Origin of the sequence: Streptomyces sp. BBFR102, assembly GCF_051397025.1 — a bacterium.
In the GTDB taxonomy this organism is placed as follows: domain Bacteria; phylum Actinomycetota; class Actinomycetes; order Streptomycetales; family Streptomycetaceae; genus Streptomyces.
This window is the reverse complement of the sequence record NZ_CP195757.1, coordinates 359,090-374,107: the sequence shown is the minus strand read 5'-3', so window position 1 is coordinate 374,107 and position 15,018 is coordinate 359,090. Positions and strand designations below refer to the sequence as shown.

At 75.5% G+C, this 15,018-nt stretch carries 12 protein-coding genes and 2 pseudogenes; 5 read left to right on the top strand and 9 right to left on the bottom strand.

Translation table 11 applies throughout. The annotated features are described in order from the left end of the window. Positions 1-226 precede the first annotated feature (226 nt). Complete coding sequence (locus tag ACSLIC_RS01715; protein ID WP_436735899.1) at positions 227-643, bottom strand: CoA-binding protein; 417 nt, start codon at positions 641-643, stop codon at positions 227-229. 119 nt (positions 644-762) lie between these two features. Here ACSLIC_RS01715 and ACSLIC_RS01710 point away from each other — a divergent pair, with 119 nt between their 5' ends. Continuing rightward, on the top strand, positions 763-1,389 hold the full coding sequence (locus ACSLIC_RS01710; protein WP_436735898.1) for a YigZ family protein: 627 nt from the start codon (positions 763-765) through the stop codon (positions 1,387-1,389). A gap of 17 nt (positions 1,390-1,406) precedes the next feature. Here ACSLIC_RS01710 and ACSLIC_RS01705 read toward each other — a convergent pair whose 3' ends face one another. Further along, positions 1,407-1,988: a DsbA family protein gene (locus tag ACSLIC_RS01705; protein ID WP_436735897.1), complete on the bottom strand. Its 582-nt coding sequence runs from the start codon at positions 1,986-1,988 to the stop codon at positions 1,407-1,409. A gap of 347 nt (positions 1,989-2,335) precedes the next feature. On the opposite strand from ACSLIC_RS01705, the gene ACSLIC_RS01700 reads away from it, so the two are divergent. Continuing rightward, the gene (locus ACSLIC_RS01700) at positions 2,336-3,502 is read left to right on the top strand and encodes an exonuclease SbcCD subunit D (RefSeq protein ID WP_436735896.1); all 1,167 of its coding nucleotides are present in this window, start codon (positions 2,336-2,338) and stop codon (positions 3,500-3,502) included. After that, positions 3,499-6,501, top strand: coding sequence for an AAA family ATPase (locus tag ACSLIC_RS01695; RefSeq protein WP_436735895.1), 3,003 nt, complete (start codon positions 3,499-3,501; stop codon positions 6,499-6,501). The genes ACSLIC_RS01700 and ACSLIC_RS01695 overlap by 4 nt, the downstream gene beginning before the upstream one ends. A gap of 28 nt (positions 6,502-6,529) precedes the next feature. Here the strand turns inward: ACSLIC_RS01695 and ACSLIC_RS01690 are convergent, their stop codons facing one another. After that, positions 6,530-6,976, bottom strand: a complete 447-nt coding sequence (locus tag ACSLIC_RS01690; RefSeq protein ID WP_436735894.1) for an Lrp/AsnC family transcriptional regulator — start codon at positions 6,974-6,976, stop codon at positions 6,530-6,532. A gap of 305 nt (positions 6,977-7,281) precedes the next feature. Here ACSLIC_RS01690 and ACSLIC_RS01685 point away from each other — a divergent pair. Continuing rightward, a pseudogene (locus ACSLIC_RS01685) lies at positions 7,282-7,545 on the top strand (SDR family oxidoreductase); the annotation flags it as partial. Between the two features lie 62 nt (positions 7,546-7,607). Here the strand turns inward: ACSLIC_RS01685 and ACSLIC_RS01680 are convergent. Beyond that, entirely contained in the window at positions 7,608-9,296 is a 1,689-nt protein-coding gene (locus tag ACSLIC_RS01680) for a DUF885 domain-containing protein (protein WP_436735893.1), read from the bottom strand. A gap of 35 nt (positions 9,297-9,331) precedes the next feature. Further along, positions 9,332-9,823: an Lrp/AsnC family transcriptional regulator gene (locus tag ACSLIC_RS01675; protein WP_436735892.1), complete on the bottom strand. Its 492-nt coding sequence runs from the start codon at positions 9,821-9,823 to the stop codon at positions 9,332-9,334. Between the two features lie 59 nt (positions 9,824-9,882). Here ACSLIC_RS01675 and ACSLIC_RS01670 point away from each other — a divergent pair, with 59 nt between their 5' ends. After that, positions 9,883-11,139, top strand: coding sequence for a trans-sulfuration enzyme family protein (locus ACSLIC_RS01670; RefSeq protein ID WP_436735891.1), 1,257 nt, complete (start codon positions 9,883-9,885; stop codon positions 11,137-11,139). Here the strand turns inward: ACSLIC_RS01670 and ACSLIC_RS01665 are convergent. From ACSLIC_RS01665 to ACSLIC_RS01650, 4 genes and pseudogenes are all read right to left on the bottom strand, one after another. Beyond that, on the bottom strand, positions 11,075-12,568 hold the full coding sequence (locus ACSLIC_RS01665; RefSeq protein ID WP_436735890.1) for a GNAT family N-acetyltransferase: 1,494 nt from the start codon (positions 12,566-12,568) through the stop codon (positions 11,075-11,077). The genes ACSLIC_RS01670 and ACSLIC_RS01665 overlap by 65 nt on opposite strands. Before the next feature lie 109 nt (positions 12,569-12,677). Beyond that, complete coding sequence (locus tag ACSLIC_RS01660) at positions 12,678-14,282, bottom strand: alkaline phosphatase D family protein (protein WP_436735889.1); 1,605 nt, start codon at positions 14,280-14,282, stop codon at positions 12,678-12,680. A 331-nt stretch (positions 14,283-14,613) separates the two neighbouring features. Then, on the bottom strand, positions 14,614-14,865 hold the full coding sequence (locus ACSLIC_RS01655; RefSeq protein ID WP_436735888.1) for a transposase: 252 nt from the start codon (positions 14,863-14,865) through the stop codon (positions 14,614-14,616). After that, positions 14,825-14,995: pseudogene (locus tag ACSLIC_RS01650) on the bottom strand (transposase); the annotation flags it as partial. The pseudogene ACSLIC_RS01650 and the gene ACSLIC_RS01655, both read right to left, overlap by 41 nt. Positions 14,996-15,018 lie beyond the last annotated feature (23 nt).

Genomic DNA, 15,018 nt, shown 5'->3' with positions numbered 1-15,018 from the left:
GGGGGCGTGAGCTGTTGCGCGGGTGCCGCGCCGCGCCCCCCAGGGCGTCCGGGAGGTCCCTCACCTCACCGCGGCACCCCTCACCCTGACCGCAGGCGAGACCGCCCGCCGGACCTGGCGGGCTCCAGAGCCGCCCTCGCGCCCGACGCCTTGAGGTGGACCGCGCCGAGCGCGACGAGTCGGCGGGTTCACCGTGGCGGGGCCGGTGCCTCCGGTCCGCCGGACGTCACCCCAGCGCGGGGATCTCAATCGCCGGGCAGCGGTCCATGACCATGTCCAGACCCGCCGCCCGGGTCCGCTCCCAGGCGGCCTCGTCGACGACGCCGAGCTGGAACCAGACCGCCTTCGCGCCGATGGCCACCGCCTGGTCGACGACCTCCCCGGCGAGGGCGGAGTTGACGAACACGTCCACCACGTCGACCGGGAAGGGCACCGCCTCCAGCGACGGGTACCCCCGCTCCCCGTGGACGGTGTCCGCCTTCGGGTGCACCGGCACGATCCGCTTGCCGTACCGCTGCAGCACCCGGGCCACTCCGTACGCGGCCCGCTCCTGGTTGGCGGAGAGACCGACGACCGCCCAGGTGCCGCCGCTCTCCCGCAGGATGCGGCGGACGGTCTCGCTGTCTCCGTAAGGCTCCGGCATGACGCTCTCCTCGTTCGCGCGACGGCCGCCGCGTTCGCGACCCCTCCGGGCGAACCCCGCGCGCGCCGGTCCCATTCCCCGCCCCACGGCCCGCCCCCGGCGCCGCATAGGCTGGCCGGATGCAGGACGAGTACCGCACCGTGGCCCGTGAGGGCGTGCACGAGACCGAGATCAACCGTTCGCGTTTCCTGTGCACCCTGGCCCCGGCGGCCACCGAGGAAGAGGCCCGGGCGGTGATCGCCCGCGTCCGCCGCGCCCACGCCGACGCCACCCACAACTGCTACGCCTACGTCATCGGCGCCGACGCCTCCGTGCAGAAGGCCGCCGACGACGGCGAACCCGGCGGCACGGCCGGCGTACCCATGCTCCAGATGCTGCTGCGCCGCGACATCCGGTACGCCGTCGCCGTCGTCACCCGCTACTACGGCGGAGTCAAGCTCGGCGCGGGCGGCCTCATCCGCGCCTACGGCGGCAGCGTCGGCGAGGCTCTCGACGCGCTCGGCACCCGCACCCGGCGCCGGTTCCGGCTCGCCTCGGTCACCGTCGGCCACGAGCGCGCCGGACGCCTCCAGAACGACCTGCGGGCCGCCGGACGCACCATCCGCGACGTCCACTACGGCGAACGCGTCACCCTCGACATCGGGCTGCCCGACGCCGACGTCGAGTCCTTCCGGAGCTGGCTGGCGGACGCCACCGCCGGCGAGGCGGAGTTCCTGCCCGGCGGAGAGGCGTACGGCGACGCCTGACCGGGCCCCGGCGCCCCTCACGCCCGGGGCAGCTCGGCGAGGAACGCCTCCGGGCTGACGGCGTACCCCATCGGATTGATGACCGGTAGCGGGGTGCCGTCGAGCAGCACCGTCGGGGTGCCCCGCACGCCGCTGGTCCCGAAGGCCGCCGAGACCTCCCGGGCCCACGGCAGGTACGTGCCCTCGTGGACCTTGCGGTCGAACCCCTCGCCGCGCAGCCCGTCGACCTCCCCGGCGAGGGTGACCAGCGTGCCGGTGTCGGCGAAGGCGTCGACCTCCTCGGCCGGCTGCTCGGCGAAGAGCACGTGAAGGTACTGGGCGAACTGCCGCTGCCCCTCGTCGGCGGCCGCCCCGAGCGCGCTCAGCCCGGTCAGCGAGCCGCTGCCGCCCGCCGCGTCGTCGATGATCGTCGCGAAACGGTAGTGCAGGGTGAACCGCCCCTGGTCGGCGGCGTCCGTCATGACCGTGCCCAGCCCGTTCTCCATCCGCTTGCAGAAGGGGCAGCGCAAATCGAGGTGGACCGTGAGCCGGTGCCGGTGGTCCGGCTCCCCGTAGACGACGACGGTGCTGCCCGGACCGGTGGTGTGCGAAGGGACCATGGCCTCAGGCTGGGCAGCCGCCGCGGGGCGCGCAACGCGGGGGACGGGCCGATCGGGTGAGGCCGCGCGCCCGGCCGCCCACCGCCGGACCGGAAGGCGACCGCGAAGAGGGCCCCCGGCGGTCCGGCCGGGCACAGGGTACGGGCGGTGTCCGACAGCACCAGGCACCCTTCGAACGCGGCGGACATAAGCGGTCGTATCCGTACGTGACCTCGCATTCTTCCCGGGTGCGGGCCGGAGCTGTCGGTGGTCGGCGTTAGCGTGGTCGGCGCCGGTGGTCGGGCCGGTGCGGGCGGCGTCGGTTCGGGAGGCACAGTGCGGGTGGAGACGTGGGGCGGTGGGGTGCGGTGAGGATTCTGCACACCTCGGACTGGCACCTCGGGCGTTCCTTCCACCGGGTGAGCATGCTCGGCGCACAGGCCGACTTCATCACCCACCTCGTCGCGACCGCCCAGGCGCGGGAGGCCGACGTGGTGGTGGTCGCCGGGGACGTCTACGACCGGGCGGTCCCGCCGCTCGCCGCCGTCGAACTCTTCGACACCGCCCTCCACCAGCTCGCCGAGGCCGGCATCCCCACCGTGATGATCTCCGGCAACCACGACTCCGCCCGCCGCCTCGGCGTCGGCGCAGGGCTCATCGACCGCGCCGGAATCCACCTGCGGACCTCGCCCGCCGCCTGCGGCGATCCGGTCGTGCTGGCCGACCGCCACGGCGACGTCGCCTTCTACGGCCTGCCGTACCTCGAACCGGCCCTGGTCAAGGACGTGCTCGGGGTCGGCCGGGCCGGCCATGAGGCCGTGCTGCGGGCCGCCATGGACCAGGTCCGCGCCGACCTCGCCGGTCGCACCCCGGGCACCCGCTCCGTCGTCCTCGCCCACGCCTTCGTGACCGGTGCCGCCGTCAGTGACAGCGAGCGCGACATCACCGTCGGCGGCGTCGCCGCCGTCCCCCTGGACGTCTTCGACGGCGTCGACTACGCCGCCCTCGGCCACCTGCACGGCTGCCAGACCCTCACCCCGCGTGTCCGCTACGCAGGGTCCCCGCTGCCGTACTCCTTCTCCGAGGCCGACCACCGCAAGAGCATGTGGCTCGTAGACCTGGACGCGGACGGCGAGGTGAGCGCCGAGCGGCTGGACTGCCCGGTGCCACGCCCGCTCGCCCGGCTGAGGGGCACCCTGGAGGACCTGCTCGCCGACGCGAGCCTCGCCGCGCACGAGGACGCCTGGATCGAGGTGACGCTCACCGACGCCGTGCGGCCCGCCGACCCGATGGCCCGCCTCCAGGAGCGGTTCCCGCACACCCTCAGCCTCGTCTTCGCCCCCGACCGGAGCGAGGAGGCGGCCCTCGACTCGTACGCGCGGCGGCTCAGCGGCCGCGACGACCGGCAGATCGCCGAGGACTTCGTCGGCCACGTGCGCGGCGGCGCGGGCCCCGACCCCGCCGAGCGCGCGCTGCTGCACGAGGCTCTGGACGCCGTCCGCACCGCCGACCACCTGGGCGAGGTCCACCGATGAGGCTGCACCGGCTGGGCATCACCGCCTTCGGCCCCTTCGGCGAGGCCCACGAGGTCGACTTCGACGCGCTCAGCGCCGCCGGGCTCTTCCTCCTCCACGGCCCGACCGGCGCCGGCAAGACCTCCGTCCTCGATGCCGTCTGCTACGCCCTCTACGGCTCCCTGCCCGGCGAACGCGCCGTTGGCGCCCAGGGCACCGGGCTGCGCAGCGACCACGCCGCGCCCGACATCCGCGCCGAGGTCGTCCTCGACCTCACCGTCGCCGGGCGGCGCCTGGAGGTCACCCGCCAGCCGGCCTGGGAGCGCCCCAAGAAGCGCGGCAGCGGCACCACCCTCGACAAGGCGCAGACCTGGCTGCGCGAGCACGACCCGGCCACCGGCACCTGGCGCGACCTCAGCCGCTCCCACCAGGAGACCGGCGAGGAGATCAGCCAGCTGCTCGGCATGAGCAAGGAGCAGTTCTGCCAGGTGGTCCTGTTGCCGCAGGGCGACTTCGCCCGGTTCCTGCGGGCCGACGCCGAAGCCCGGGGGCGGCTGCTGGGCCGGCTCTTCGACACCCGCCGGTTCGCCGCCGTCGAGCAGCACCTCGCCGAGCTGCGGCGGGCCGCCGCCGACCGTGTCCAGGAGGGCGACCGCGTCCTGCTCGCCGCCCTCCAGCGGATGCGGCAGGTCGCGGGCGACCGCACCGGCGGGCCCGTCCCGCAGGCGGAACCGGGCGAGCCGGGCCTCGCCGCCGAGGTGCTCGGCTGGGCCGCCACCGCCCGCTCCACCCTGCGTGAACGCCGCACCATCGCCCGGCTCGCCCTCACCGCCGCCGAACAGGAACAGACAGCCGCCCGGCGCGCCCTGGACGAGGCCCGCGAACTCCACCGCCTCCAGCAGCACGCCGAGCGGCTGCACCGGCGTCGCGAGCGGCTGGCCGCCACCGCCGACGCCCACCAGGAGCGGCTCACCCGGCTCACCCGCGCCCGCAAGGCCGCCGCCGTGCAAGGAGCGCTCGACCTCAGGACCGCCGCCGGCCGGGCCCACGCCCGCGCCCGCCGGGCCGAGGAACAGGCCCGCGCCGCGCTCCCCGCCGAACACGCCGCCACCGCCGCCCGGCTGGCCGCGCTCGCCCGCACCGCCGTCGAGGAACTGGGCGCGCTCGCCTCCGCCCGCCGCGCCGAGCGGCGCCACGCCGAGCTGTCCGGGGAGCTGGCCCGCGCCGACCGCGACGAGCAGGCCGACGAGGCGCTGCTGACCGACACCGCCGACTGGCTGGACCGCTGGGACGACGCCCGCGCCGCGCTCCAGCACGAGGAGGACGAAGCCCGGGAGGCCGCCGCCCGCGCCGAACGGCTCGCCGCCCTGCTCGGCCCCGCCCGCGACCGGCTCGACGCCGCCCGCCGCCGCGACACGCTGTCCGCCGACGCCGGCCGGGCCCGCGCCGCCGCACTCACCGCCGCCGAGGCGGCCGCCGCCGCCCAGCGGCACTGGCTGGCACTGAAGGAGAGCCGCCTCGCCCACATCGCCGCCGAACTCGCCGCCCGCCTCACCGACGGCGAGCCCTGCGAGGTCTGCGGCGCCACCAGCCACCCCCGCCCGGCCGCCCGCGGCGAGGGCCATGTCGACCAGCGGGCCGAGGACGCGGCGCACGCCGCCTACCGCCGCTGCGACGCCGAGCGGGCCGAGGCCGAACGAGCCCTGGGTGCCGTACGAGAGGAGCTGGCCGCCGCGACGGCCGCCGCCACCACCGCCGAGGTCGCCGGGCTGGAGGCGCAGGCACACCGGCTCACCGCCGAGCACGCCGGGGCGATGGCCGCCGCCGAAGGGCTGCATGCCGTCCGGCACCGCCTCGACGCCGCCGAGCGGGAACACGAGCGCCGCCTCGCCGAGCGTCACGCGGCCGAGCGCCGGGCCGCCGCCCGCGCCACACTCCGCGACGGCCTGGTACGGGAACAGGCCGCCCTCGGCGCGGAGTTGGACCAGGCGCGTGGGGGTGCGGCGGGCGTCGCCGAACGCGCCCGTCAGTTGGAGGAGCGGGCCGCACTGCTCACCGAGGCCGCCGAGGCGGTCCGTGTGGCCGAGGAGAGCGCCACCCGGCTCAAGGAGGCCGACGCGCGCCTCGCCGACGCCGCCTACCGGGCCGGTTTCGACAGGCCGGAGCAGGCGGCCGCCGCCCTCCTGGACGACGCGGGCCACCGCGAACTCCAGCACCTCGTCGACGCCCGCCAGCTGCAGGAGGCCGAGCTGCGCTCCGCCCTCGCCGACCCGGCCACCGCCGACGCCGCCGACCTGCCACCCGCCGACCCGGACGCCGCCGCCGACCGGGCCCGCCGCGCCGACCTGCGACTGCGCGCCGCCGCCGCCACCGACGAGGCGGCCGACCGCGACGCCGCCGCGCTCGACACCCTCTCCCGCCAGGCCACGGCGGAGGCCCGGCGGCTGGGCCCGCTGCGGGCGGAGCACGAGCGGGTGACCCGGCTGGCCCAGCTGACCGCCGGGACCTCGGCGGAGAACGAACGCCGGATGCGGCTGGAGTCGTACGTGCTGGCCGCCCGGCTCGAACAGGTGGCGGCGGCCGCCACCGTGCGCCTGCACCGCATGTCCGGTGGCCGCTACACCCTCGTGCACACCGCCGACCGCTCCGGACGCGGCCGTTCCGGGCTGGGGCTGCGCGTGGTGGACGCCTGGACCGGGAGGGAGCGGGACACCGCCACGCTCTCCGGCGGCGAGTCGTTCTTCGCCTCCCTCGCGCTCGCCCTCGGCCTCGCCGACGTGGTCACCGACGAGGCGGGCGGGGTGCGGCTGGACACCCTCTTCATCGACGAGGGCTTCGGCAGCCTGGACGACCAGACCCTCGACGACGTCCTCGACGTCCTGGACGCCCTGCGCGAACGGGACCGCAGCGTCGGCATCGTCAGCCACGTCGCCGACCTGCGCCGCCGCGTCCACACCCAACTGGAGGTCGTGAAGGGGCGGGACGGCTCGCGGCTGCGGGTCCACGGCACCGGCGGCTGACCGCCGGGCCGGGCCGTCCGCCGTACCGTCAGGGGCCGATCGCCCGCCGGGCCAGCGGGGAGGAGTACACGACGCTGGTCGTCACCGAACCGAGTCCGGCGATCCGGCCCGTCACCTCCTCCAGGTGGCGCATCGAGCGGGCCGCGACCTTGATCATGAAGCAGTCGTCCCCGGCCACGTGGTGCGCCTCCAGGATCTGCGGGGTGGTCGCCACCAGGTCGTGGAAGGGCTTGCAGGTGCCCTGCGGGCAGCGCAGACGGACGAAGGCGAGGATGGCGTACCCGAGCCGCTCCGGATCGACCACCGCGGTGTAGCCGCGCACGATCCCGGCCTCCTCCAGCCGCCGCACCCGCTCGGTCACCGCGCTCGCCGACATCGACACGGCCCGCGCCAGCTCGGCGAAACTGGCCCGCCCGTCCCGCTGGAGGGCCTCCAGGATGCGCCAGTCGGTGGCGTCCGGGGAAGACTCGGTCATGGGGTATCTCTAGCAGGGGCATCCTCGGCTCATCAGCCAGTTCGCCGGGGGTCACTCCTTCAGGGAGCGGTGGCCCGAATCCTGGTTCGGGCCCATGGGACAGCAGCTCAGCGCCGATACGCAGCCCCTCTCCGGCGGCCACCGGGAAGTCCCCGTCGGCGGTCCGCTCCGTCCCGCCCCGCCCCCCCGCCAGGGCGGCGGCACTCCCGCTCGACGCCCTCGCCGTCGCACCGACGTCGCCGCAGTCGCCGCCGGCCTCGCCCTGGCCGGCTCCCGTTCCACCATCGCCCCGGACCAGGGCCACGTCCCCCGGCGCCCTGGCCTCCGCCACCCGCTCCCTCGCCACCACGCTCGCCCCGCCCGGCACCACCGTCAACACGGTCAACCCCGGCCCCGTCGACACCGGTTACCTCACCGGTGAGGCGTACGACCACATCGCCGGGCTCTTCCCCGCCGGGCGCTGGGGCATGCCCGACGACCCGGCGCGGCTGCTCTCCTGGCTCGCCACCGACGAGGCGGGGTGGATCACTGGCCAGGTCGTCGACTCCGAGGGCGGCTTCCGGCACTGACCGGGGGCCGGGGCGCCGCCCGGGGGCCGGGCGAAGGAGCCCGCCCCCGGGCGGCGTACCCGTCAGAGCTTCGACAACTCGTCCACCAGGTCGTCCAGGCCCAGCGAACCCAGCGACAGCGCCGCCATGTGCCACGCCTTGGCGTCGAAGGCGTCGCCGTGCGCCGCGCGGGCGTTGGCGCGGCCCAGCAGCCAGGCGCGCTCACCCAGCTTGTAGCCGATCGCCTGGCCGGGCATGGAGAGGTAGCGGGTCAGCTCGCTCTCCACGAACTCCGCCGGACGCCCGCTGTGCAGCCCGAAGAACTCCTGCGCCAGCTCCGGCGTCCACCGCTCGCCCGGGTGGAACGGCGAGTCGTCCGGAATGGCCAGCTCCAGGTGCATGCCGATGTCGACGATGACCCGCGTCGCCCGCATCATCTGCGCGTCCAGGTATCCGAGCCGGCGCTCCGCGTCGGTCAGGAAGCCCAGCTCGTCCATGAGCCGCTCCGCGTAGAGCGCCCAGCCCTCGCAGTTGGCGCTGACCATGCCGACCGTCGCCTGGTAGCGCGAGAGGCTCTCCGCCACGTGGGTCCACTGCGCCAGCTGGAGGTGGTGGCCCGGGACACCCTCGTGGTACCAGGTCGACACCAGGTCGTAGACGGGGAAGCGGGTCTCACCCATGGTCGGCAGCCAGGTGCGTCCCGGCCGCGAGAAGTCCTCCGAGGGGGCGGTGTAGTACGGGGCGGCGGCCCCGCCGGGCGGGGCGATCCGCGACTCCACCCGGCGCACCCGCTCCGCCAGCTCGAAGTGGGTCCCGTCCAGCGCCTCGATGGCCTCGTCCATCACGCTCTGGAGCCAGTCGCGGACCTCGTCCACGCCCTCGATGTGCGCGCCGTGCTCGTCCAGGTGCTTCAGCGCCTCCCACGGCGTGGCCGCGCCCGGCAGCACCTTCTCCGCCTCGGTGCGCATCTCGCCGAGCAGCCGGTGGTACTCCGCCCAGCCGTACGCGTACGCCTCGTCCAGGTCCAGGTCGGTGCCGTTGAAGTAGCGGGACCAGCGCCGGTACCGCTCGCGGCCCACCGTGTCCGGCTGCCCCTCGACCGCCGGCGCGTACACGTCGCGCATCCAGTCCCGCAGCGCCGCCACCGCCGCGCTCGCCCCGGCCCCCGCCTGGTCCAGCTCCGCGCGGAGCGCCTCGGGGCCGTCCGCCGCGAAGGTCTCGAACCAGCCCGGCCGGCCCTCCTCGCCCGCCCACTCGGTGAGCTGCCCGACGAAGGTCGCCGTCGGCCGCGGGCCGCCGTACAGCTTGCGCTCCAGGCCCAGTTCCAGCGACTGCCGGTACCCCTCCAGCGTCGCGGGCACGGCACGCAGCCGCTCCACCACGGCCGCCCACTCCTCGTCGGTGCCGGTCGGGGTCACGGTGAAGACCTCGCGCACCGAGTGCGCGGGGGAGTGGATGTTGCTGACGGCCCGCAGGTCCTCGTCGGCCTGGTGCACCGCCAGTTCGGCGGTGAGCCGCTCGCGCAGCAGCCGGGCGCAGCGCCGCTCCTCCTCGCTGTCCCCGCCGGGGCGCCGCTCCGCCTCCTCCAGCGCGGCCAGCGTCGCGGTCGCCAGGTCGGCCGCGGCCTGCCGCCCGGCCGGGGAGAAATCGGGCAGCTTCCCGGAGCTCTCCGCCACTCCGAGATACGTACCGGTGATCGGGTCGAGGGCGATGAGCTCGTCGACGTAGGCGTCGGCGACCTCACGGGGCAACGGGTTCTTCAACTCTGACATGGGGCCATCCTCGTACGGCCGGGCCCTCTGCGTCACTACCTTCCGGTTTCGGCTGTCCCCGGCGGCAGCATCGGCCCGCACTCCCACTGCTGGAAGATCAGCCGCGTCTCCACCCGTGCCACCTCCCGCCGGGACGTGAACTCGTCCAGCACCAGCCGCTGGAGATCGGCCATGTCCGCCACCGCGACATGGACCAGGTAGTCGTCCGGGCCCGTCAGGTGGAAGACCGCCCGCGACTCCGGCAGCGCCCGGATGCGGTCCACGAACGGCCCGACCAGCTCCCGCCGGTGCGGCCGTACCTGCACCGACAGCAGCGCCTGGAGCCCGCGCCCCAGCTTCGCCGGGTCCAGCTCCAGCCGGTGCCCGAGGATCACCCCGGACCGGCGCAGCCGCGCCACCCGGTCCAGGCAGGTGGAGGCGGCCACCCCGGTCGCCTCGGCCAGCTCGCGGTAGGTCGCCCGGGCGTCGTTCTGCAACAGCCGCAGAATCCGCAGATCCACCGTGTCCAGTACGACAGAATCGGTCATCCGGCGAACGTAGCACGGGACTTGGCCGCTTCCGCCGGACGGACCGGCACCCTCGGCCCATGACCACCGACGCCGCGCACACCCCCGCCACGCCGCCGCCCGCACCCCGGGCCCTGGCCACGGAAGCCGTCCACGCGGGCCGTGACGACCTCGCCGCCCTCGGCCTGCACGCGCCGCCGCTCGACCTCTCCACCACCTACCCCTCGTACGACAGCCGCGCCGAGGCCGCCCGGCTCGACGACTTCGCCGCCACCGGCGCCGAACTGGACGGCCCGCCGGTCTACGCCCGCCTCGGCAACCCCACGGTCGGCCGCTTCGAGACCGCCCTCGCCAGGCTGGAGGGGGCCGAGGCCGCCGTCGCCTTCGCCAGCGGCATGGCCGCCCTCACCGCCGTCCTGCTGGCCCGCGCCTCGCTCGGCCTGCGGCACGTCGTCGCCGTCCGCCCGCTGTACGGGTGCAGCGACCACCTGCTGAACACCGGGCTGCTCGGCACCGAGGTCACCTGGGTCGACCCGGCCGGCATCGCCGACGCCATCCGCCCCGACACCGGCCTGGTCCTCGTCGAGACCCCCGCCAACCCCACCCTCGCCGAGATCGACCTGCGCGCCGTCGCCCACGCCTGCGGCACGGTGCCGCTGCTGGCCGACAACACCTTCGCCACCCCCGTCCTCCAGCGGCCCGCCGAGTCCGGCGCCCGGATCGTGCTGCACAGCGCCACCAAGTACCTCGGCGGCCACGGCGACGTGCTCGGCGGCGTCGTCGCCTGCGACGAGGAGTTCGCCCGCACCCTGCGCCAGGTCCGCTTCACCACCGGCGGAGTCCTGCACCCGCTCGCCGGCTACCTGCTGCTGCGGGGTCTGTCCACGCTGCCGGTCCGGATGCGCGCCGCCTCCGCCACCGCCGCAGAGCTGGTCGAACGGCTCCGTGCCGACCCGCGCGTCGCCCGCGTCCACTATCCGGCCGTCGGCGGCGCCATGATCGCCTTCGAGACGGCGGGCGACCCGCACCAGGTCATCGCCGGTGTACGGCTCATCACCCCGGCCGTCAGCCTCGGCAGCGTCGACACCCTCATCCAGCACCCCGCCTCCATCAGCCACCGCGTGGTCGACGCCCACGACCGGCACGCCCACGGCGTCAGCGACCGGCTGCTGCGCCTCTCCGTCGGCCTGGAGGACGCCGACGACCTCTGGAACGACCTCGACTCCGCCCTCGGCAGGGAGACCGGGAACGGAGCCGCCGGGAGCGGGCGGGTCAGCGCCCCGGACGCGCGTTCCCGGGACGCGGGTCGACCGCGGGCCGCAAGCACACCGGAGTGACGTCCAGGCGAGCGGTGATCACCAGGGTGCCCTCCTCGATCTGGTAGTCGAGGGGGAGCCCGAGTCCGCGCATGGCGGCGACCATCGCGGTGTTCGACGCCTGCGTCACCGCGTAGACGCTCTCCCCGCCCGCCTCCACGGCCATCGCGACCAGCCGGCCGAGGAGTTCGCCGCCGATGCCCCGGCGCTGCCAGGCGTCCTCCACCAGCAGCGCGATCTCCGTCTCGTCGCCGTCCCACAGCAGGTGCCCGAGGGCCACGACGCGGCCCTCGGCGTCCCGCGCGGCCAGTGTCCGGCCGAACCGCGGGCTCAGCAGGTGGTCCAGGTAGCGGTCGGCGTCGCGGACCGGGCCGTGGTACCGCTTGGCCAGCGTCTCGGGCGAGCAGCGCTCGTGCAGGGCGCGGGCCTCGGGCAGGTCATCGGCGTCCGCGCGCTGCACCGTGACCGCCTCGCCCCGGTCCAGCGTCATCACGTGAGGGGTCCGAGGCAGTCGCGCCCCCAGCCGGTTGTCCAGCTCCACCAGCGCCCGCGCCCGCGCGAACTCGGTGGGCGTGAACGGCAGGTGAGGCCGCTCGATGGTGATCATTCCGTCGTCCGGGGCGCGCAGCCGCAGCACCGTTCCGTCCAGCACGCCCTCCACCGGCACCACCTGTCCGTCCGCCGCCCGGGCCGCGGGTACCGAGCGGATCGTGCAGCGTCCCAGCAGCTGGCGCAGGGCCAGCGGCAGTTCGGCCGGGTCCAGGGCGGTGCGGGTGGCCAGGCCCAGGACCCGCGCCGGAGCGTCGACCAGGTCGTGGGCGTCGGCCCGCTCGATCCAGGTACCACTGCCGCCCGCCCCGGCGACCGCACGGGGCAGCGTGGTGGCGGCCAGCCCTTCGGGGGCCCGCAGCAGGAACTCGTCGACGGTTCCGTCCGCCAGCGGATGCGTCTGCAGGCTCAGGATGTCGACCTTGCGCCGGGCCAGGGCCGCGCACAGCTGTGCCAGCGAGCCCGGCTCGTCGCGCACGGTGGTCCGCATCCGCCACAGGGCCGTGGCGCCCGGGGCCCCCTCGGGAGTCTCCGCCAGGCCGCCCGCGGTGTCCGGTGCGGGCCCGGTGTCCGCCGGGGGCGGGGCGTGCGGATGGCGCCGCGCCCACCAGCGGTGCACCGCGGCCGTGACGAGTAGCGCCACCGCGGTGACGAGCAGCGCCCCGGGCCCCCGGGGCCCGTTCGCCGCAGTCCTGGCGAGGGCGTCCGCCACCGCGACCGCAGCGAACAGGCCCGCCAGCTCCACCAGGCCGCGCCGCCGGTGGTGGGCCCCGGACCCCGGCGCGCGGCGCCGGCAGCGCCTGGCCCGGCGGGAGAGGACCCGCGCCGCGCTCCTCGCGCCCGCCGCCGGGTCCTCTCCCGTCCCGGTGGCGGGCGTCGTGTCAGTCGTCTCCGTCGTCATGCCCCCACGGTGCAGGAGCGGTGTTGCCTGATCGCGAACGTGTTGTGACCGACCGGTTAAGCGTGCTCAGGCCCCTTTCGCCAGGTTCACGCCGGTCGTTCGTGCCCGCTCACTGGCCGACCAGACCCGGCTGGAGCGTCTTGCGGAACAGCGTCCGGCCGCCCTCTGCGCGCAGCCGCACCGTCAGCTCCCCGCTCCCGGCGTCGATGTCGACCGCGCCGAAGTACTGGGGCGACTCGGCCGGGGAGACGTTGGCCCGGCCGGGCGCCCGGACGAAGACCTGGTCGGGCCCGAACGTCCCGTCCAGCCCGGCCGCCGGGAAGCCGCCGGCCGCCAGCGGGCCCGTGACGAACTCCCAGAACGGCGCGAAGTCCCCGAAGGCCGCCCGCTCGGGCAGGTAGTGCTGGGCGGAGGTGTAGTGCACGTCGGCGGTGAGCCAGAGGGTGCCGGTGATCCGCCGGTGCTTGATGTGCCGCAGCAGCTCCGCGATCTGGAGTTCGCGGCCCAGCGGCGCTCCCGGGTCCCCCTGCGCCACGGCCTCCACGTGCCGGTCGGCGTCGAGGACGACCAGGCCCAGCGGCATGTCGGAGGCGATCACCTTCCACACCGCGCGTGAGCGGGACAGCTCCCGCTTGAGCCAGGCCAGCTGCTCGGCCCCGAGGATGCCCACCGCGTCGTCGGCCTCCCGGCCGGGCGAGTTGGGCCGCCGGTGGCTGCGCATGTCCAGCACGAAGACGTCGAGCAGCGGCCCCTGCCGCAGCACCCGGTACACCCGGCCCGCCCGGTCGGCGGTGCGCGTGGGAAGCGTGGAGAGGGGGAAGTACTCGCCGAACGCCCTGAGCGCCCGTGCGGCGAGCACGTCGGCGCGCTTCTCGGTGTAGCGGTCGTCGTCCAGGAGCTGGCCCGGGTACCAGTTGTTGTGCACCTCGTGGTCGTCCCACTGCACGATCCACGGCACCCGCGCGTTGAACCGCCGCAGCGGTTCGTCCAGCAGGTTGTAGCGGAAGTTGCCCCGGAACTCCTCCAGCGTCTCGGCGACCTTCGCCTTCTCCTCGGTGGTGGTGTTCCGCCAGATCCGGCCGTCCGGGAGGGTCACCGCCGGTTCGATCGGGCTGTCGGCGTAGATGGTGTCGCCGCTGCACAGGAAGAAGTCCGGGTCGAGCGCCCCCATCTCGTCGAAGACCCGGTAGCCGCCCCGGTCCGGATTGATGCCCCAGCCCTGTCCGGCGATGTCCCCGGACCAGGTGAACCGCACGTCGCGCCTTGTCGGCGAGGTGGTGCGGAAGGTGCCGGTGACCGGTTCGCCGCCGCGCCGCGGGTCGTCGGGGTCGGTGAGCAGGACGCGGTAGTGGATCTGCTGACCGGGGGGCAGGCCGCGCAGGCGGGTGGTGCCGGTGAAGTCGGTGTCCGGGCCGAGCAGCGGGCCCTGGAAGCGTCGGGGGCGGCGGAACGACTCGGTGGCCGAGGTCTCGACCACCATGCGGGCCCGGCGGTCGGACCGCACCCAGACCAGACCGCCGTCCGCGCCCACGTCACCGGCCTGGACGCCCCAGCGTGCGGCCGGACGCCCCGAGCGGGCGAAGGCGGGGGCCGCACCGGCGGCGGGCAGGGCGAAGGCGGCGGTGGCCGCCAGCGACCCGGTGAGCAGCCGCCGCCGGTTGACGCCGGAAGGGCCCGCGGGGCCGGGGGAGTGGTGGTCGGGGGCGGGCGTCATGGGGTGCCTCCTGCTCGTCGGCGGTGCCGGGCCTGGGTGTCCGGGCGCCACTGTGCTGGCCGGCGGGCCTGGGCGTGCGGCGCCGGAGCCAACTTTCAGTGAACATCCGCCGTTCGGTGGGGGCTGCCCCGAGGACCGAACGGGCTGGATCTGGTCCCTCACCGGGGAGCCGAGGCTCGGCGAATCCAGTCTGTCCACCCGCGGGACGCCCTAGGAGGGCTTTGTCAGGTGGTGTCGTAGGGCTGCCCCGGGGTGGGTTGTCGGCAGGTGGGGCAGGCGGCGGGCCAGGTGGCCAACAGGTGGTGGAGGAGGGCCGGGACCTGGTAGGGCGTCAGGCCCTGGCAGGGACTTTCGGGCAGGACCGCTGTTCGGTCAGGAGGAGGAGGGCGGCGGTGGCGAGGGTGACGTGTCGGTGCCGGCCGGTGAACGGTCGCCCCTCGAAGTGGTCGAGGCCGAGCGTCGTCTTCCGCTCGCGGTCGCCGTGCTCGATGCGCCACCGTGGCGGAGCGAGCCGGACCAGATCCCGGGCCGGGAGGTCGGCCGGCAGGTTGGAGATCCAGTACGGTATGGGCCGTCGTTTCACCCTTGACCTGCAGCGCACAGGCCAGTCCGCGGTCTTCCAGGCCGTGGCGGAAGTCGGCGTCCGCTCCGTGGCCGGTGTCCGCGACCAGCACCGCGGGCCGCAGCCCGACCGTGGCCAGTTCGTCGAACATGCCCAGCGCGAGCCGCCACTTCG